Origin of the sequence: Methanobacterium sp., assembly GCA_016222945.1 — an archaeon.
Taxonomy (GTDB): Archaea; Methanobacteriota; Methanobacteria; order Methanobacteriales; family Methanobacteriaceae; genus Methanobacterium_D.
In genome coordinates, this window is record JACRPY010000002.1 from 614,252 (window position 1) to 632,256 (window position 18,005).

The following is an 18,005-nucleotide window of genomic DNA, read 5'->3' on the forward strand; positions in this document are numbered from 1 at the left end:
AATTATGGTGGTTCTAGTTTGTGTAGTAGTACAACCACTCTCCAGTCCTGATGTTCACCTAACATTATTTTATTTGCATTATCTAACAGTTCTACTAGTGATTCCATGTTTCCCACTTTTTCTATGTTTTCTCTGATCTGCAAGGTGTGATGAGCCATTTGTTGGTATCGTTTGGCATTCCTACTGTACTCATGATTGTTTCTTATGCCAGTTAATGCGGCAGCTATGGCTGGTAATATGATAGCAGTAGCCGGTAAGATGCCAGGATTATGGAAAGGCTCTATATTAAGGGCGTGCATCGATGCCACCACCAGAGTTAATACAAAAAATAGCTCTCCCACTCGGGAGAATATTTTATGTTTAAGCCGATTTTTATGAGCTGAACTTTGGTAGTAGTTTATCTGGTCATCAAGCCAAGCATCTAAAAGGAAATTTTTAAAGGGTTGAAACGGTATGATCTCTTTTTTGTGCTGTTTTTCATCCCAAAGGGACATGAAAGCTCTTACCATCCAATCCTGATTTTCAGCAGTTATTTTAAGGTGTGGTGGTGGTGTGGTGATTTCGCATCGAATATTAGCTACCCGGAAGAATATAGCGGTCCTAATACGCTCTGCTAGGAAGCGGTAGTCAATCCATTTCCTATGCCAATGCTTCTGACTAGAAACAAGGAGTAGTATGAGTATGATAGAAATTTCAGCAACCTCAAACCAGATCAATTGTGGTAATTTGGGGAAAAAAAGGAGTTGTATGGTTACTGTGGCCACTGCGCCAGCGGCTAAGATGTAGATGAGACTGCCCACTACGCTGTAAAGTTTCTGATACTTCTGAGCTAGGAGATCCGCCCGTACAAACTGGGGAAGTATGGTATCCTGAATTGGGTTCAAGAATGAGGAGGGTAGTTTGGCTTTTTTTGCATTTTCTTTAAGTGATTCTCTGAGACGTTCTAAGGTTTTTTCCATTATATGGAGGTTAATATTCTCTTTATTGTAAATATCCAGATACTCTAACGTTTTATCAGAATTGATCTCTTTAATACTTCCATCATTAGAGTTGATCCAGAATATCCGCTTACCATTTTTCTTAGCATATTCTATTATTTGAGCAGTTCCACCCAGACCCGCGGGAGGTTTACCGTCCCATATAGCGATTAAAACATCACAATTATCAACTGTATATGTTCCTGCTTTGTAATAAGCATCTTCTCTGGATTCTGATTGATCTATCTCATTAACTACGTTTGCAAGGTTTAAGAGATTGTTAAACTGAGTTTTAGATTCATCACCAGCGAAATCCTGATGATATTCATTAGGTGATAATGGTAAAATAGCTTCTAGGAAAGTATTATCCTCTAAACTGGATAATTTTAGAATTTCTTCAGTTGCCACTCGATCCGCGCCCTCAGCCAGAGGAGATATAATATAAAAAGTATGGGGAGTTTTAGGGAGTAAGGCTTCAACTTTAACCATTACTTTCTTTACATTCTCTCGTATACGTTGTTCATCGGGAAGTATTCTATGACCAGTAATTCCAATATGCAACACCAAAGGTATTTTAGTAACCATTTATTACCCTCCTAAAGGAGTTTATATGCTTTAAATAATTAGAGGATACATTATTACTATAATTGTCCCAGCATAAATGTATTTTTTTTCAAACTGAGTCCATAAATCTGTTCATCAAACTTGGGGGGAACGATGCATTAAGGGAAATAAAGAGCGAAAATGTTCAAAAAAGATTACATTCATCGTGATAAATTGGATTTTGCTCTAAATCTTGATTTAGCAGATAACCATCTTATTTCTCGATTTTTAAATTTCAAATATTCTATATATTCACTACTACTGTCATCAATACAGCTTTTTATTGTATTAGCTTCGATAATTGAATAGATATATGATAAGAGCTCATCTTCATCGGAATATATGTCTTTTAAAAAATATTTCTCGGAAGAATACATTAAAGCATCGTTGGAATCATGGTCTTCTGGCTTAAATGTCGATTTGTTCCCTTCCATGTAAAAAAACCTCGTTTAATCTTTAATTATAGTGTTTTGTATCAGCAATATAAAGGTATCTAATAATCTTATGATAATATGATCATAAATATGGAAATGTTGGTCTTAATATTAAAACAATTATGGGTTTTTAAGGGCTACAATTTTATCTACATCAACAAGTTTCCATATTAAAATCCTTTCTTCATTTAAAAGAGCATTAGGAGATTCATCAGGAGAGTAACCAAGTGCAGATAATGATTTATTTGATAATTTTCTATCATTGATCATTTTAATGAATTTTTCTTTAATTTCACCTTTTGAATCGTCATTAACTTCGATAATACGTCCTTGTAAAGTTATAAACTGATAATTAGACATATCATTACTGTATTTTTCTATTTCAACTGCAACTTTTGGATTTTTCTTAATTAAGTCAATTTTTATACCATAGTTTGTAGATAAAAAATACAGAAATTCTTCATTTTTATCAAATATATACATAAATGGTGCAATATAAGGAAAACTATCTCCGTTAAATGCAATTCGGCTTATGTAATTTTCATTTATTAATTTATCGTATTCTTTCTTGTTCATTTGTGGAATTTTAAATATATTCATGTTGACACCCTGATCATTGGTTTATAACTATTAATAAAAAAATTTTACTAAAATAAAGCTGTTGAATATATAAATTATTATCTAAATTTGAAATAGAAAAATATCAGAATATACTAAATCTTAAATAAAAAAAAGAAAAATAGAATAATTACTTTATTGAACTCTGGCACCTGTTTTAGCATTTATATATATCGAATCAACTGTTTTATTTAGTCCACTAGTATATACTGGCACACTCCACACTTCTATACCTTTAAATGTGGTTAATGTAGGAGTACCTAAAGTAACACCCATTCCTGTAAATTGTGTGGCTATTTCTTTGGCTTTTTCTGCGGTTATGGTGACATTGGTGTTGTTATGTGTCTTATTTTCAATTTTTTTATTTATTGTATTGTTACTACTAGTATTATTTGTTGTTGAAGGCTGCATAATGATCCATGCCCCTGCTGCAACTAAAACTACAATTACAACTAAAATTAATGCAATTACACCTTTATTCATAACATATTCACCCCCTTGAATTTTAATATGAGTTTTATCTCCAAAATATTTATATTTTTAGTATTCATTCGAAATTTATTATACACAACATGATTTATTTAATCAAAGGATATCCTGCAGCTTTCCAAGCACGAATACTACCTAAAACATTTGTAACTTTATTATAACCATTATTTTTTAATATACTTGCTGCAATACTGGCCCTGTTTCCAGTATCACAATATATGATGATATTTTTGTCTTTTGGAATTTTATTTAGATGATTTTTTAAATATCCAACATAGATGTGATGTGCACCTTCAATATGGCCATTATCCCATTCCCCAATTTCGCGAACATCAAGTATAAATATTGATTCATCATTTTGGGCTTCGTTTAATTTATGCACAGACCATGTATCTATTGTTTCTAGTTCTTCACCATTTGTAGCCCAGCTTGCAAATCCTCCAGCTAAATAACCGAATATATTATTATATCCAATGCGGATAAGATAGCGTATGATTTGATTGATATTTTCATTTCCTTCATCAATAATAACAATAGGATGCTCATAATCAAGCATCCAACCAGCAAAATAAGTTAAACCAAGTTTCCAAATGTTTAATGTTTGAGGAATATGCCCTCCAGCGTAACTGGCTGCCATTCTCACATCAACAACCTGAAAGTCGGATATATTTTTTTTAAGCTCGGCTACATTCAATGGCTGAAGATAAGGCAATCTACAGAGAATAGGTGCTCCTTTTTGGTTATATTCTTCCATTCTCTTAAAATAAGGAGGTTTAACCATTTTTTCATTTAATTTAAATTTAATAAATTCTTTTTTTGTTTTTAAAAGCATTTTATTTGTTTTTTTCTCATATCCGATTGTTGTAAATTCACTTTCACGAATATTCTTCCCGCAAACAGAACCTGAACCGTGGGAAGGAAATACAAGGACATGGTCTCCTAAAGGCAGAATTTTTTGGTGGAGACTATCATAAAGCCTTTCTGCGCAGCCCTCAATTTTTGCATCACCATAAATGTCAGTTCTCCCAACTTCGCCAGCAAAAAGAGTATCTCCAGTAAAAACCATGTAAATATCATCTGAAACGTCTTTATCCTTTAATGTAAGGGATATGCTTTCATCTGTATGTCCTGGAGTTTCAAGAATTCCCAATTCAACAGAGCCAATATGGAAAGTATTTCCTTCTTTTACATAATTTCCATAACTAAAATCCAGGCATGATCCATGGTATATACTCGCGTCAACTCGTTTAGAAAGTTCACAGGATCCAATGACATAATCTTCGTTACGGTGAGTTTCAAAGATATGTTTAATTTTCATGTCATGCTTTTTAGAGTAATTCACATACGAATCACAGTCTCTGCGTGGATCAATTACTGCAGCATCTCCTTTTGACCCTATAAAATATGAATTATGCGCTAATCCTTCACTTTTAATTATTTCCAGTATCATATTTTTAACCTTTAATTTAGATAAAAAAGAAGTAATATCTGCTAATTTAGTTAAATTAATGATGAAAATGCTTCAGAGCTAATTATAACAGTAGATTACGTGGTTAACTGATTTAATGATAATTAATTTGTTTAACTGCAAATATATTTCTATAATAAAAAATATATATAGTTTTTGTAATAAATGTTTATCTGGTTTTAAATAGATTATTAAGCTGCCTAAAACCTAAAAAGTGAGATATAACAAATTGTTAAGGTGCGATAAATGGAAAATATTATAGAAACCCATAATATCACAAAAAAATTTGATGATTTTGCTGCAGTTAACTCTGTAAATTTAGAAGTTGAAAGAAATAGTGTATATGGGGTTCTCGGACCTAATGGGGCGGGAAAAACAACTTTAATATCTATGCTATGCACAATTCTTCATCCAACCTCTGGGACTGCTTCGGTAAATGGATATGACATAGTAAAGCAAGCTAAAGATGTTAGAAAATCAATAGGTATTGTATTCCAATCCAGAGCTTTAGATGACATTTTAACTGGCAGAGAACATCTTGAAATGCATGCAGCGCTTTATGGGGTGCCAAAAGGCATAAGAAAAAAGCGTATTGATGAAATTTTGGACTTAATAGATTTGGGAGATAAATCAGATGAATACACAAAAACCTATTCTGGGGGTATGAAAAGACGGCTTGAAATTGGAAGAGGTTTAATTCATTACCCTAAGGTTTTGTTTCTTGATGAACCCACATTAGGGCTTGATCCACAGACAAGAGAAAAAATATGGGAATATATCCATAATTTAAACCAGACTGAAGATATAACTGTTCTTTTAACCACTCATTACATGGATGAGGCAGATAAACTCTGCGATAAAGTCTCAATTTTTAATCAGGGTGAAATAGTAACTACTAATTCTCCAAAAAGCCTGAAGAGAGAACTAAAGGCAGATACTATAACTTTAACTGTTGATAATGCAGATAAATTTGTTGAAAAAGCCAAAAACCTTGATTTTATAAAAAATATGTTTGTTTTAGATGGTGAAATTAAATTAATGGTTGAAAGGGGAGAAAACTTAATTACAAAGATTGTAAACTTCGCCGGCCAAAATGGAATTGAAGTTCAGTCAGTAGAGCTTGATCATCCAAATCTTGAAGATGTATTTATCAAATACACAGGATCAAGCATAAAAGGAGGGAAATAGATGGCTGAAATAGAAGGAATTTACACTATCTGGCTTCGAGAAACTAAAAGATATGTGCGCTATAAATCTCGTATTTTAACTTCTGTAGTTACGCCTCTTTTATGGTTAATTATATTTGGAACAGGTTTAGGATCAGCAGTAAGATTTGGAGGAATGGGGGTAGACTACCAGCAGTTTATATTTCCAGGAATTATAGGGCAGACGGTTCTATTCACTTCCATATTTTCTGGAGTGTCAGTAATAATTGATAGACAGTACGGGTTTTTAAAGGAGATTCTGGTGGCTCCAATTTCACGACCTTCAGTTGTAATGGGTAAATCTCTCGGAATAAGCACTGCATCCTTAATTCAGGGAGTTATACTACTTTTATTATCCTTCATCGTAGGAATTCAGATGACAATTTCCTGCTTTTTAGTGAGTACTGTGATTATAATCTTAATTTCCATTGGACTTGCAGGAGTGGGATTGATGATTGCTTCATTTACAGATAGCATGGAAGGATTCAACCTGATCATGAGCTTTATCGTGCTTCCGATGTTTTTATTAAGTGGGGCACTTTTCCCAATTACTGGACTTCCTTCATGGCTTCATTTTGCGGTTTATTTAAATCCTTTAACCTATGGGGTGGATGCGCTGCGTTTTACAATTTTACATAATTCTGTATTGCCACTTTATGCGAATTTCACGGTTTTAGTCGCTTTCGCAGCAGTAACTGTTTTAGCATCAGCATATCTATTCAGTAAAAAAGAGCAGGGATTAATGTAAAATAATTCAACCTATTTTTTTTTCGATTCTTTTAAAAGTTCTATTTCCTTTAATAGAATTTTTTTTCTCTTTTTAAGATTATCTTTATCTTTAAATTCTTTAGAAACTATTGGTTCATAGTCATCATGAATTTCGGAATTCTCAATTTCTTTTTCTTTATTATTGGCAATAGCATGTCTAATTCTGTATTTAAGATCTCTTTTCAAATGTTCATTTTTTTCCTTTTCCTTTTGTTCTTTTAACATTTCCATTTGCAGAGTTACGAGATTTTTTTTATTAATTGAATGAAATATCCCTTTATTATTTTCAGTATAGTCTTCAGCGCTATCATCTACCTCATTTGAATCAGTTACATCTTCATTCATATACTCTTCAATTGTTTCATAATATTGAAGCTCATTTCCACATTCACAACTGTCAAATTTATCCATTTCTTGAGCACTATCAATTTCATAATAAACATTACATTTATCACAGATTAAATATGGCATTGAATAACATCCTTTTTTCATTATCATTCATTCTCAGAAACAATATGATGGAAATAAGACTTATTTCAACTCTATATGAAATTTAATGTTATAGTTAAATCTATTTTTATCTTGAGTGTTATTCACAAACTTTATTTTCATCTTCAAGGTCAATATAATCAAATCCTTCTTTTCTGCACCATTCATAGAGGGCTTCTGTTGCTCCTCTTGAAAGACGGCCTTGTCTATCTCCGTATTTTTTTCTTGTGATTCTTCTAAAAGCGATTTCTAATTCATCTGGAATACAAACTGTTATGGCACCCATGGTCACTCCTCTTTTTCAATATATATTATTTAATATTATAATAATTAAATTTGTCTTTTATTCATTAAATTGTAGAAATCAGAGTATTTTATATGTCCCAGTATATATGTAATGCATAAAAAACAGTGATTAATGCAAATTATTGGATAGTTTGCCCTAGAAATAATATTGGATATTAAACATGTTTTATTTTAAATAACAATTAAAATTTTACTTCGTTAAACTGTAATATGACGAAGTATGGATATTAACAGTTAATTGGTAATAAAATAAAGACATTTATATAATAGTAGAATGTGATAAAAAAAAGTTATAACTTATATTGGAGGGTAAGATGAAATCAAGAACAGGAATTATAATTGGATTAATTGTAATAATTATAGTTGCAGCTTCAGCAGCAGTTTATATGCAACAAAAATCATCTAATGCAACTTTAACACCTTCAATTCAACAAGCACAAATTATACAACCTTTAAATCAGATTGATGTAACTGTAAAAACTGATGGAACTACTACAACAGTTCATGCAGTATCAATTCCAGAAGGAAGTGCATTACCACATAAAATGGTTGCAGAAATGCAAAGTAAGGCAATTGCAGATGTTAATAGTGATAAAAGCACGGTAGAAACCTTAAAAAATGATATGAATGTAATTGCACAAAAATATAATTATAGTGCTAAAATTACAATTAGTTCACAGTTTGGAATTGATCAGCTACCATTTGCAGCAGTTGTAAATGGCGATTCTATGATTCCAACTTTAAAAGACGGCCATTTAGTCGTTGCTCTTAAAACGTCTGATTTTAAAGTGGGTGATATAGTAATAGCTCGCCATCCATCACTGGGGCTTATAATTAAAAGGGTGGCTTCTATTAAAAATGGAAAAGTGTTTTTAAAAAGTGATAATAGAAAAATAGAAGTAATAAATAATGAAACTACTCTTCCTGACGGTACAGTAGAAATAAATACGTACAAAAAGGTTCCACTGGACACTTGGCAGCTAAAAAAGAACGTTATAGGAGTAGTAAAAACTTATTAAATATAACAACCCTCTTTTTTTATTTTTAGTTTTTAAAATAGGTATAATTGATTTAAAAAATGTTATACTGTTTTAAAACACGTTTTTAAGTTAAATTAATAATTAATTAAGTATATGGGATTATATCCTAATAATTACTTTTCAATATTGGTAATATTTTTTCAATTTTTTGATTTTTCTGGGGACTATAAACATTTGCTGTTATGCTGATCCTCTAAACGTTATTTGGGTCATAAACACAAATGATATATATAATAACATAATATATAAGACCATATATGGGAATAGAAGTATTTTCAGACTTTAAAAATAATATTATAAAATAGTATCATTATATATTTGCGTCCAATTCATTGGAAATTCAAAATTGATAATATCAATATTTATTACATTTAACTCCTTCAAACTACTTGAATTAATAATATGCTTAAAATTAATGGTATAAAAATAAAATAAAGGATAATTTTAGGGGCATATGCATTAATAATCGTTATATGCCCTAAAATATTTTTTTATGAGCATCAGTAATAAACGTGCTATTAAGGGGGTTTGATTAAATGGAAAGTAAAGGTAATGTAGAAACAAAAGGTATTGGCTTAAAAGGTGCGCTTGGACATAAAAGAGAATCATATTTTGTTAAAACAATAGATTCTAAGTTAGAAGAGATAGGAGAGCTTAAAGAGCTTGTAGAAAAATCTGAAAAATTACAGGAGTTCTATAAGTCCGTATTTAAGTTGGAAGGGCTAGAACTTGAAGCTCAATCAATTAATCACAGATTTAAAACAGCAAAGATGTTCAGCCCCAAAAGTGATGAAGTAAAATCTTTGGAAAGCTTAGAAGAGTTATTGAAAAAATTTAAAGCGGATTACACCAGTTTAGCCGGTGATATATCCAAAACATTGGAAAAATACAACAGCAACAATAAAAAAGCCCTTGACTTATTTAAAATAAAAAATGAACAGCTGATAAACAAAATAGAGAAGCTTAACTCTGAATAAACCAAAAAAATGGCTTTAAAAATAATTTCATGGGGTTTTAACACAGAAATAGTATAGCATCTCCAATTTAATTTTATAATGCTTTTTAACCTCTCTTTTTTTAATTTAAATGGGGATTAATTCTTTCCCCTAATTATTTCAAAATTACATTAAAGTTTTAAAGGATAAAATCAGATATAATACTAATTCTAAATTTTATTATTTAAAAGATGTAGAATTGATTAGTTTTAATTATAAATTTAAGATATTGTGGAGATAACATATTGAACCGTTCTTATGTTTTTATCATTGGTTTATTGCTTATATTATTGCTTATATTATGGATAGGCCCTATAAACTTGTACAACACTGTTAAAGATGTTAATAAGATATATTTAGTGGCAGCGATTATCACATATCTTTTAGCTGTCTTTGTAAAGTCTGTAAGATGGGGATTTATAATCAATCAACCACTTAACTTAAAGACTAATTTCATTGTCAGAACTATCGGGCTTTTAGGGAGTAATTTAACTCCTATGAGGACGGGAGGAATTGTGATAACTGCAATTGCAGGTAGAAAACTAAATCAAATAGATTTACATGAAGGTTTATCTGCAGGGCTTACTGAAAGATTCGCTGATCTAATAATTGTGGGTATTTTACTTGTTTTAGCAGCAGTCTTTGTGGAAAAATTCCGTTTTATTTCTATCGCTGGCGCTGGCTTAATATTGATTACATTAACAGTTATATATTTTTTAAACTGGAGGGAAGGTTCAAGTATTTGGATTTATGAAAAAATTCACTTTATACTGGTAAAATTACCTATTAAAGAGGATACCCTGGATAGAATTTACAATAAAATCATAAATGGATTAAAAGGAATGGTAAGTTATACACAATCTTATTCCAATACAAAAAATATGTCAATTATATTGGTATTAACCACCGTATCCTGGCTTTTGGAATGTTCACGTCTTTTACTGGTTTTCTATGCCTTTAATGTGGATATTGGTGTAGTTAATGTGGTTATAATATTATTGCTTGCAAATATAGCAGGAATTGTAACAGCCCTTCCTGGAGGTATTGGGGCGGTTGAAATCTCTTTAACTGGACTTTCTCTGCTTTTTGGAATACCGGGAGCAATAAGTGGAGGCATTGCAATTGTAGATAGGTTCATTTCTTTCTGGTTAATAAATCTGCTGGGAATTATATTTGCTTTATTCTATGCAAAGGATATATTGGGAGATATAAAATCATATATTTCAGATATTCAAACACCTAAGTCGTAGTGTTTAGTTACCTTATTTCTAAGATATATTAAATTGGGATGAAATGAATCTGAGTTATTACATTTAACTGAGGATCTATTATTTTCGAAATTATTTGATAAAAAATATCTATGAATTTGACCATATAATGATAGGGAGATCATATGGTTGAAACACTGGAATATTCTGTTTTAAAAAAGGATGATAATATTGAAATTAGAGAATATGGGCATTATATATTGGCTCAAGTAGATATAGATGAATCATTTGATGATGCTATTAATAAAGGCTTTTCCATACTGGCAAATTATATTTTTGGAGGGAATAAGAAGAGTTTAAAATTAGCTATGACTGCTCCGGTATCTGAAGAACAATTGAATTCTGAAAAGATTGCAATGACCACTCCAGTAACTGAAGAAGAGGTAACTGCTTCGGAAAAGATTGCAATGACAACACCAGTTACAGAAGAGAAAACAGGACGTAATTTTCATCGTATATCATTTTCTATGCCATCTAAATATAAATTAGAAACTTTACCTGAACCTGAAGATGAAAAAATTCATTTTAAAGAGTTTAAAGATCAAAAAATAGTAGCTTTAAGATTTAAAGGTAGAGTTAAAGAGAAACTTGCCAAAAGAAAGATAGAAGAATTAAAAGAATGGCTTTCAAATAATAATTTCGAACCAAAATCTCATTTTATAGTAGCACAATACAATAATCCTCTAGTACCAGGGCTTTTGAGGAGAAATGAAATACTGGTGGAAATTTAAAAAATAATCAATCAAAACAAATTTTTTTTATTACTTTTAATGAGTAATAATTCTTATTTTAAACAAATGATATGTTAAGCAGTGAAAAAATTTCAAACAAATAAAGAGAAGTATTTTTATGGATAATAAACAAAGGAACAGAATTTTAGCACTACTTTTCATTGGCGTTTTTATGGGTGCTCTGGATATTGGTATTGTAGGTCCAGCATTACCTGCAATTAAATCGTTTTTTGCAGTAAATGAAAGAATAGTTTCGTGGATATTTGCAATATATATTCTTTTTTTCATGATTGGAACGCCATTAATGGCAAAATTATCTGATATGTATGGAAGAAGAACAATATATGTAATTGATATTTTATTATTTGCTATAGGGTCTATAATAACGGCATTTTCATTTTCATTTGAAATGCTGCTTTTAGGAAGAGCTATACAAGGTTTTGGCGCAGGAGGAATATTTCCTGTTGCAAGTGCATTTATTGGTGACACATTTCCTCCAGAAAAAAGAGGATCTGCACTTGGAATAATAGGTTCTGTTTTCGGGTTATCTGCAGTATTTGGGCCGATACTGGGAGGATTGCTTTTAAGTTATGGATGGCAATGGCTTTTTATTATAAACATACCTATAGCAATGGTAATTATAGCTACAAGTTTTTATATACTGCCTAAGACTAAGAGAAAATGGGTTTCAGACTTTGATTGGTATGGAACTATTGTTTTGGGAATTCTTGTAACTGCACTTGCATTTGGAGTAAATCAGATAGATACAAATCATTTTACAGAAAGCCTCAAATCACTTTATGTATGGCCATTTTTACTTACTGCTGCAGCATTACTTCCTGTTTTATGGAAAGTTGAAAAGCATGCTGAAGATCCAGTTGTACAAATCAACCTATTAAAAAATAGAGAAGTTAAAATAGCCACAGGTATATCTATAGGTTCTGGTTTAAGTCAAGTTGCGATAGTATTTCTCCCATCTTTTGCTGTTACTGCATTAGCATTATCAACATCCACTGCAAGTTTAATGGTACTTCCATTGGTATTGGCAATGGCTATTAGTGCTCCTTTAGTGGGGAGATTGCTGGATAAATGGGGATCAAAGAGAGTGATGTTTACAGGTAGTTTAATATTGGTTGCAGGATTATTTATTTTAAGTTTCTTTGCATATTCATTTTATATTTTCATATTATCGGGTATTATAATGGGTTTAGGTCTAATTACAATTATTGGGGCTCCTTTAAGGTATATTATGCTATCTGAAAGCCCTCCACAGTACAGGGCTTCAGGACAGGCGTTGATAAATATTAATGCCAGTGCAGGTCAGCTAATTGGGGGAGCTTTAGTTGGAGGTATAATAGCATCAAAGGGCGGTAGTTATGCAGGTTATGAATTAGCATATATTGTTGTGGGAATTGCTGCTGTAGCCATGCTGATATTAACTTTTGGACTAAAAAATAGGTATGAACAGCTTAAAACAATGAAAGGGAATTCAAAAAACTGATAATTATGAAAAATAAATTGTAGGTGGACTATTGAAGGCAATGCTCTTACGTGTGGGTATAGATAAAGGAACTGATGGTTCATTGGCCCCAATATTTGAAGATGGATCATTTGAATATATTCCACTATCTGAAACAGATAAAACTAGTGAAAAGAGAACATTTGACAATACTTTCGGACGAAAAGGCAAGAAATTTGCATATTATCTTCCTGAAAAGATAAAAGACAGAAAATTACATTTTGATCCAGAGTTTGATACATATACTTATGGTGATACGGGTTATAAAAGTAAATATTTACTTAAATTGAATAAAGGAGATTTATTAGTATTTTATGCAGGTTTAAAACCGTATAATAACACTAATTTTGAAGAAGCACTATATATTATTGGATATCTAACTGTAGAAAAAGTAATAGATTTCAGTGCATTATCCGAGAATGAAATAAATGAATTTTCGATTTTTTTATCTAATAATGCTCATATAAAAAGGATATCAGGTTATAATAACGTAGTTGTAGTTTATGGGAATAAGAAAAAGAGTAAATTACTGGATAATGCTATTTTAATCAGTGAAAGAAAATTGAATAGTATTGGAAGGAAATATCATGCAGTTTCGGCCCAAATAGAAAAATCTTTGGGTATTTCTGGTTCAATTCAAAGGAGTATACCTCCTCGATTTATCGTAGAAGATAATAATATGGATAATCTTAAGTTTTTATTAGGTTTCAGATGATTAAAATTCAAATTAGTTATATTTTAAATATTAAATGGAGTCTAAAGGGATATGTATAATTTATTTGGCTGTTGATATAGTAAATAGTCAAATTCAATTGATTGAATAAAGAAGAAAGGGGAATAATTTATAAAATAGTGAAATTATACATAAGCTTGGAATTAAGTTGGAATTTATATATGTAGAAAATTAATATTAGAATTAAGGGTGCAAAAAGCTCTAAAGATATTCCAGGATATAAACTTCTTTATTGGAGTAGTGACTAAATGGTACAGGTAATTAAAACCTCTGTAAAATGCTACAAGAAAAAAGCAAAAAAGACCGTAGGCGGGAAACAAAAGATTTATGAGTATAATCAGTATCTTATTCCACTTAAGAGGTCTGATAATCTTGAATGTAGTGAAGGAGTACTTATAATACCTGAAAAATATTTCACAGAGTTGTTTGGTGTAGAGGACACGTGGTCTGTTAAGGAATATATAAGTAAGCTTAAAGGAGTTGAAAGGAACATTGGTGAATACACTAAGGAATTCAAAGATCTTGAATGGAAACACAACGAACTTTCAAAATCCTACAAGGAATTATTGAGCAAGCACACTAAATACACTAAAAAATACAGAATGGAAAATGAAAAAATCAATGAATTAGAAGCTATTAATACACAATTAAAAGCTAAAAATCAGGAATTATTAAGTAAATTAGATTCTCACGGCGCAGAATACAAAAAATTAAAGCAGGACTATGAAAGAGAATCCAATAAAGCCACAATTCTTGAAAATGAGCTTAAACCTGAAAAAGATAAAGATTTCTGGTCTATGCTAAAAAATCGCCTTGGTAAAAAAGAATTAGCATCAAAAGAAGACGAATAAATCTATAATTTTATTTTTAATTATTCTTTGACACTTGAAATATTTGAATACGCTATTTAGAGTCATGATCCGATACATTTAAATATGAAAAATAGTAAATAGTTGACTTGCCACTGTGCAGTTTAACTGCTTTTTTTTAGTGCAAAATAGTCCTGTGGGGTAGTGGTAATCCTTCTGGCCTTTGGAGCCGGAGACGGCGGTTCGACTCCGCTCAGGACTATCTTTTAAAGACAAGAGGCTGATCTATGGAAAACGTTCTTGTTGTAGGTATTAACACGCGGCCAGTGGCCTGTTCTGCAAAGAAAATGGGAAATACAGTTTATTCTGTTGATTATTTTTGTACAAGTGACTTAGTAAAGTGTTCTGACTATTTAAAGTGTGTATTATCCCAAAAACCTTATGAATCATGCGGTAATTATGCAGAAAATTATGATCCTGAATTAATTTACAAATATTCCCATGAATTTATATATGAAATTGATTACATTCTCTGCACATCAGGGGTAACACCTGAAAACTTTCCAAAATCCAAAATAGTTGGAAATAAGAAAATTGGACATGTAGATAATAAATATAAACTTTATAATTCTCTTAAAAATAAATTCAAAGTTCCAAAAACTTTCCAAGTTCAATCATATAAAGAAGCAGCTGAAATAGTCAATAGTTTTGATAATAAACAGTTTATAGTTAAACCAGCAATTGGTGCGGGTGGTAAAGGCATCTGCTGGTTTGAAGACGCCACAGAAAATTCTAATTTTAATAATGTACTGCTTCAAGAATTTATAGAAGGAGAAAGTATTAGTGCATCTGTTTTATCTATTTCCAAAGAAGCAAAAACAATTTTAACCAGCAAACAAATAATTGGTGAAACTAAACTGGGACAAGTAGATAAATTCGGCTATTGTGGAAATATAGCTCCTTATAAAAATGATCCAAGGATAAATCATCTTGCTGAAGATGTCATAATGGAATTATCTCTTTTAGGATCAAATGGTGTTGATATGATTGACACTGGTGATGATTTATATGTAATTGAGGTTAATCCTAGATTTCAAGGTACCTTTGAATGTGCTGAAGAAGTACTGGGTATAAATATGGTTGATGCACACTGTAAAGCAACTAAAGGAACATTAATTGAAGTTCCTTCACCAAGTAAATATGCTGTAAAAATGATAGTTTTTGCTAAAAAGCGTTCTATTGCAGGTAACTTAGATTTCGACGGTGTATATGACATCCCTCGAAAAAATGTTATAATTGAAAAGGATGAACCTGCTTTAACTGTTATTAGAACAGGTGAAACGCCTGAAAGTGCAATTTATGAAGCTCAAAAAACAGTCAAAAAGGCGTATAAATCATTTTTATCCTTTCCCTAAAAAAGCGATCATAAAATGTTTTTACATTTTAATTACTCCTACTGCCCAGAGAATGAAAATAATGGTTCCAATGGTAATTAAAATTGTGGTGAGAATCATTGCTCCAGTCATTAATAAATATAACTTTGCCCTTTTATCGGGGTCTTCAAAATACTCTTCTAAGGGGTCTATGTTCAAAATAATACCTCATTATCATTTTTTTTAATTATGTTATTTTTAATGTATTGAATATTTTATCTTACCAAAAAGATGTATTGGGTAACTGTTGGAAACTCCTTTCTAAGCTCTTTCATTTCTGGCCTGTAGATAAAAAGTTCATTTTTACAAGGGTCTAACTTCAATATTTTGCATACTATTTGAGTTTCTAACTTTCCGGCAATTCTTGCTCCAGATGTAGTAGTATCAATTTCAATATAAATTGGAAGTTTTAAATTTCTATGATGTTCAGTATTGATTAAACCTGCAATCTTTTTAATTTCATCATTTCTAAACCGATGACGTACGCCATCTGCCCCTATTACGTGGGGTTTATCTTCCTCCAGAAGTTCGGCCAGTGTTTTTCGTTTTCGGGGAAGATGCCTGTTTAAACTTAAAACCTGTTTTTTTATTAGATTATCAGAATCTATCCTTTTCATATAATAAATTTATTTAATTTGTTGGATATAATATTTTTCAATATAATAATCTTTAGATTTGTGCAGATTACATGTCTTTGGGATTGAGGGGGAATATTATGGATATAGACATACAGCAATGCCGTGAAAATGATTTAATAAAAAGAATAATTAGTAAAAGTGAACTTCCAATAAAACTCATAAAACTTCTTTTAAGGCTTTCTGATGCCATATATATTAATGCAATAAATTATAATGTTACTATTCAGGAGAAAGGTGCAATTTTGGTGCTTATTTCCTCAAAACCAGAAAATAAAACAGGTGATTTTCATACAATATCTTTATCCAATGTTTTTTATAAGTTAAGAGATATTGAAAAGGAAAACGATGATATAAAAACAAAAATAAAAGTTGAAGAGAACATGATTCAAATTATAATGGAAACAACTTAAAAATTGAAATAAGGAGTTACTTCAACATTTCAATAGGAAGAAGTATTAAAACTCCGAGTAAATCATCTTTTTTTATGGTTCCGTTAATACTTGCAAGGAATGAAGCATGATCAACTGTTTTGTCCAAGCTGATTGGGAGATGAATTTCTCCACCTACTGCTACTGCATGCCCATAGCGGTTTGCTGCATAAGCAGATAAGAAAGTTATATGGTTTTTAGGGATTTTAATCTGTTGAATCTTTATTGGTGTGGCTTCATTAGCTTTAACATCAATATCTTCGTCAGAAATTATTGCCCTCATTTTTCCAATAATTTTTCCTACTTTGAAGTCACCTAATGCATGGGCTTCAAGTTCTGCATATTCTTGCTTAACTTTATCCAGTCGTTGTATTATTCTAACCATTTGAAGTCCCCATGGTCTTTTTAATCATCTTCAACCTTACAAAGCTCTCTCTTTCCATTTCTTCAAGCCGCATTTCAATATATTTAACCGTGTTTTCCAATCTTGGAATGATTATATGTTCCAGTGCATTTACTCTTCTTTTTGTTGATTCTATCTCTGCTGCAAGGAGTATTATGGTTTTTTCGATTTCTGCAAGTTCAAGTATTAATTTGATTGACTCTTCGAAATTTCCTGCTGATTAATCAAGTTTAGCAGAAGTATCTAAAAATCCATAACCTCTTTCAACAATGGTTCTTTGTGCAGTTTCAGAATCAATTAAAGGCACTACAACACCCATTACACTTCTTGAATCAATATCAACCTTAACGGACTCTTTTACAGACATAGCTGCTTTTTTAACTGCTAAATCACCCATAGCAATTTGGGCTGCAGTTAAATCTTTAAATGCTTCAGCTAATTTCTTTTCAACTTCTTCTCTGGAACCTTTCACACGTTCCAATATATTGAAAAATTCCATTATAAGAGCATTTCTTTTCTCTTTAAGTAGACCATGCCCTTTAATTGCGAGTTTTTCACGGTCCTTGAGTTTAAGAAGTTCCATCCTTGTTGGATTGACTCCTTCAATCATTTCTTGTGCCATTTTATCCCTCACTAAAATAAATAAAGGAG

General features: G+C 31.1%; 21 protein-coding genes, 1 tRNA gene and 1 pseudogene. 12 read left to right on the forward strand and 11 right to left on the reverse strand.

The window, feature by feature from the left end:
* Positions 1-2: 2 nt before the first annotated feature.
* The 5 genes from HZC47_03300 to HZC47_03320 all read right to left on the reverse strand — a co-directional run bounded on the left by HZC47_03300 (position 3) and on the right by HZC47_03320 (position 4,571).
* Positions 3-1,562: an SLATT domain-containing protein gene (locus tag HZC47_03300; GenBank protein MBI5679907.1), complete on the reverse strand. Its 1,560-nt coding sequence runs from the start codon at positions 1,560-1,562 to the stop codon at positions 3-5.
* A 179-nt stretch (positions 1,563-1,741) separates the two neighbouring features.
* Positions 1,742-2,014: a hypothetical protein gene (locus HZC47_03305; protein MBI5679908.1), complete on the reverse strand. Its 273-nt coding sequence runs from the start codon at positions 2,012-2,014 to the stop codon at positions 1,742-1,744.
* A gap of 120 nt (positions 2,015-2,134) precedes the next feature.
* Positions 2,135-2,614: a pyridoxamine 5'-phosphate oxidase family protein gene (locus tag HZC47_03310; GenBank protein ID MBI5679909.1), complete on the reverse strand. Its 480-nt coding sequence runs from the start codon at positions 2,612-2,614 to the stop codon at positions 2,135-2,137.
* A gap of 153 nt (positions 2,615-2,767) precedes the next feature.
* A complete protein-coding gene (locus HZC47_03315) occupies positions 2,768-3,115 on the reverse strand; it encodes a PepSY domain-containing protein (GenBank protein ID MBI5679910.1) in 348 nt (115 codons plus the stop codon).
* Positions 3,116-3,209: 94 nt separating this feature from the next.
* Entirely contained in the window at positions 3,210-4,571 is a 1,362-nt protein-coding gene (locus HZC47_03320; GenBank protein MBI5679911.1) for an MBL fold metallo-hydrolase, read from the reverse strand.
* Between the two features lie 264 nt (positions 4,572-4,835).
* Here HZC47_03320 and HZC47_03325 point away from each other — a divergent pair, with 264 nt between their 5' ends.
* A complete protein-coding gene (locus HZC47_03325; GenBank protein ID MBI5679912.1) occupies positions 4,836-5,777 on the forward strand; it encodes an ATP-binding cassette domain-containing protein in 942 nt (313 codons plus the stop codon).
* Positions 5,778-6,542, forward strand: a complete 765-nt coding sequence (locus HZC47_03330) for an ABC transporter permease (protein ID MBI5679913.1) — start codon at positions 5,778-5,780, stop codon at positions 6,540-6,542.
* An 11-nt stretch (positions 6,543-6,553) separates the two neighbouring features.
* Here HZC47_03330 and HZC47_03335 read toward each other — a convergent pair whose 3' ends face one another.
* Positions 6,554-7,060: a hypothetical protein gene (locus tag HZC47_03335; GenBank protein MBI5679914.1), complete on the reverse strand. Its 507-nt coding sequence runs from the start codon at positions 7,058-7,060 to the stop codon at positions 6,554-6,556.
* 91 nt (positions 7,061-7,151) lie between these two features.
* Positions 7,152-7,337, reverse strand: a complete 186-nt coding sequence (locus HZC47_03340; protein MBI5679915.1) for a hypothetical protein — start codon at positions 7,335-7,337, stop codon at positions 7,152-7,154.
* 334 nt (positions 7,338-7,671) lie between these two features.
* Here HZC47_03340 and HZC47_03345 point away from each other — a divergent pair, with 334 nt between their 5' ends.
* From HZC47_03345 to HZC47_03385, 9 genes are all read left to right on the forward strand, one after another.
* Positions 7,672-8,376, forward strand: coding sequence for a S24/S26 family peptidase (locus tag HZC47_03345; protein MBI5679916.1), 705 nt, complete (start codon positions 7,672-7,674; stop codon positions 8,374-8,376).
* 557 nt (positions 8,377-8,933) lie between these two features.
* Complete coding sequence (locus HZC47_03350; protein MBI5679917.1) at positions 8,934-9,374, forward strand: hypothetical protein; 441 nt, start codon at positions 8,934-8,936, stop codon at positions 9,372-9,374.
* A 263-nt stretch (positions 9,375-9,637) separates the two neighbouring features.
* On the forward strand, positions 9,638-10,642 hold the full coding sequence (locus tag HZC47_03355; GenBank protein MBI5679918.1) for a flippase-like domain-containing protein: 1,005 nt from the start codon (positions 9,638-9,640) through the stop codon (positions 10,640-10,642).
* A 143-nt stretch (positions 10,643-10,785) separates the two neighbouring features.
* A complete protein-coding gene (locus HZC47_03360; GenBank protein ID MBI5679919.1) occupies positions 10,786-11,391 on the forward strand; it encodes a heme-binding protein in 606 nt (201 codons plus the stop codon).
* Between the two features lie 118 nt (positions 11,392-11,509).
* Positions 11,510-12,892: an MFS transporter gene (locus tag HZC47_03365; protein ID MBI5679920.1), complete on the forward strand. Its 1,383-nt coding sequence runs from the start codon at positions 11,510-11,512 to the stop codon at positions 12,890-12,892.
* A 31-nt stretch (positions 12,893-12,923) separates the two neighbouring features.
* Entirely contained in the window at positions 12,924-13,625 is a 702-nt protein-coding gene (locus HZC47_03370) for a hypothetical protein (GenBank protein MBI5679921.1), read from the forward strand.
* A gap of 266 nt (positions 13,626-13,891) precedes the next feature.
* Positions 13,892-14,494, forward strand: a complete 603-nt coding sequence (locus HZC47_03375) for a hypothetical protein (protein ID MBI5679922.1) — start codon at positions 13,892-13,894, stop codon at positions 14,492-14,494.
* A 148-nt stretch (positions 14,495-14,642) separates the two neighbouring features.
* A tRNA-Gln gene (locus HZC47_03380) sits at positions 14,643-14,714 on the forward strand.
* Positions 14,715-14,739: 25 nt separating this feature from the next.
* A complete protein-coding gene (locus HZC47_03385; GenBank protein ID MBI5679923.1) occupies positions 14,740-15,867 on the forward strand; it encodes an ATP-grasp domain-containing protein in 1,128 nt (375 codons plus the stop codon).
* Positions 15,868-15,888: 21 nt separating this feature from the next.
* On the opposite strand, the gene HZC47_03390 is transcribed toward HZC47_03385, so the two are convergent.
* Both HZC47_03390 and HZC47_03395 read right to left on the reverse strand, forming a co-directional pair.
* A complete protein-coding gene (locus tag HZC47_03390) occupies positions 15,889-16,044 on the reverse strand; it encodes a hypothetical protein (GenBank protein ID MBI5679924.1) in 156 nt (51 codons plus the stop codon).
* 56 nt (positions 16,045-16,100) lie between these two features.
* Positions 16,101-16,502 carry a DUF61 family protein gene (locus HZC47_03395; GenBank protein MBI5679925.1) on the reverse strand — a complete coding sequence of 134 codons (402 nt, stop codon included), beginning with the start codon at positions 16,500-16,502 and terminating at the stop codon, positions 16,101-16,103.
* Positions 16,503-16,600: 98 nt separating this feature from the next.
* Between HZC47_03395 and HZC47_03400 the strand changes: the two genes are divergently transcribed.
* Positions 16,601-16,933 (forward strand): hypothetical protein, encoded by a 333-nt coding sequence (locus tag HZC47_03400; protein MBI5679926.1) that lies wholly within the window; start codon positions 16,601-16,603, stop codon positions 16,931-16,933.
* A 16-nt stretch (positions 16,934-16,949) separates the two neighbouring features.
* Here HZC47_03400 and HZC47_03405 read toward each other — a convergent pair whose 3' ends face one another.
* Both HZC47_03405 and HZC47_03410 read right to left on the reverse strand, forming a co-directional pair.
* Positions 16,950-17,336 carry a DUF22 domain-containing protein gene (locus tag HZC47_03405; GenBank protein ID MBI5679927.1) on the reverse strand — a complete coding sequence of 129 codons (387 nt, stop codon included), beginning with the start codon at positions 17,334-17,336 and terminating at the stop codon, positions 16,950-16,952.
* Positions 17,329-17,976: pseudogene (locus tag HZC47_03410) on the reverse strand (V-type ATP synthase subunit D). The gene HZC47_03405 and the pseudogene HZC47_03410 overlap by 8 nt, the downstream one beginning before the upstream one ends.
* Positions 17,977-18,005: the final 29 nt, after the last annotated feature.

What these genes read in the sequence shown, in the direction of transcription:
- HZC47_03325 (MBI5679912.1), top strand. Translation starts at nt 4,836, where the DNA reads ATGGAAAATATTATAGAAACCCATAATATCACAAAAAAATTTGATGAT.
- HZC47_03395 (MBI5679925.1), bottom strand. Translation starts at nt 16,502, where the DNA reads ATGAAAAGGATAGATTCTGATAATCTAATAAAAAAACAGGTTTTAAGT.
- HZC47_03385 (MBI5679923.1), top strand. Translation starts at nt 14,740, where the DNA reads ATGGAAAACGTTCTTGTTGTAGGTATTAACACGCGGCCAGTGGCCTGT.
- HZC47_03340 (MBI5679915.1), bottom strand. Translation starts at nt 7,337, where the DNA reads ATGGGTGCCATAACAGTTTGTATTCCAGATGAATTAGAAATCGCTTTT.
- HZC47_03360 (MBI5679919.1), top strand. Translation starts at nt 10,786, where the DNA reads ATGGTTGAAACACTGGAATATTCTGTTTTAAAAAAGGATGATAATATT.
- HZC47_03320 (MBI5679911.1), bottom strand. Translation starts at nt 4,571, where the DNA reads ATGATACTGGAAATAATTAAAAGTGAAGGATTAGCGCATAATTCATAT.
- HZC47_03400 (MBI5679926.1), top strand. Translation starts at nt 16,601, where the DNA reads ATGGATATAGACATACAGCAATGCCGTGAAAATGATTTAATAAAAAGA.
- HZC47_03345 (MBI5679916.1), top strand. Translation starts at nt 7,672, where the DNA reads ATGAAATCAAGAACAGGAATTATAATTGGATTAATTGTAATAATTATA.
- HZC47_03365 (MBI5679920.1), top strand. Translation starts at nt 11,510, where the DNA reads ATGGATAATAAACAAAGGAACAGAATTTTAGCACTACTTTTCATTGGC.
- HZC47_03405 (MBI5679927.1), bottom strand. Translation starts at nt 17,336, where the DNA reads ATGGTTAGAATAATACAACGACTGGATAAAGTTAAGCAAGAATATGCA.
- HZC47_03335 (MBI5679914.1), bottom strand. Translation starts at nt 7,060, where the DNA reads ATGATAATGAAAAAAGGATGTTATTCAATGCCATATTTAATCTGTGAT.
- HZC47_03375 (MBI5679922.1), top strand. Translation starts at nt 13,892, where the DNA reads ATGGTACAGGTAATTAAAACCTCTGTAAAATGCTACAAGAAAAAAGCA.
- HZC47_03350 (MBI5679917.1), top strand. Translation starts at nt 8,934, where the DNA reads ATGGAAAGTAAAGGTAATGTAGAAACAAAAGGTATTGGCTTAAAAGGT.
- HZC47_03310 (MBI5679909.1), bottom strand. Translation starts at nt 2,614, where the DNA reads ATGAATATATTTAAAATTCCACAAATGAACAAGAAAGAATACGATAAA.
- HZC47_03315 (MBI5679910.1), bottom strand. Translation starts at nt 3,115, where the DNA reads ATGAATAAAGGTGTAATTGCATTAATTTTAGTTGTAATTGTAGTTTTA.
- HZC47_03300 (MBI5679907.1), bottom strand. Translation starts at nt 1,562, where the DNA reads ATGGTTACTAAAATACCTTTGGTGTTGCATATTGGAATTACTGGTCAT.
- HZC47_03330 (MBI5679913.1), top strand. Translation starts at nt 5,778, where the DNA reads ATGGCTGAAATAGAAGGAATTTACACTATCTGGCTTCGAGAAACTAAA.
- HZC47_03305 (MBI5679908.1), bottom strand. Translation starts at nt 2,014, where the DNA reads ATGGAAGGGAACAAATCGACATTTAAGCCAGAAGACCATGATTCCAAC.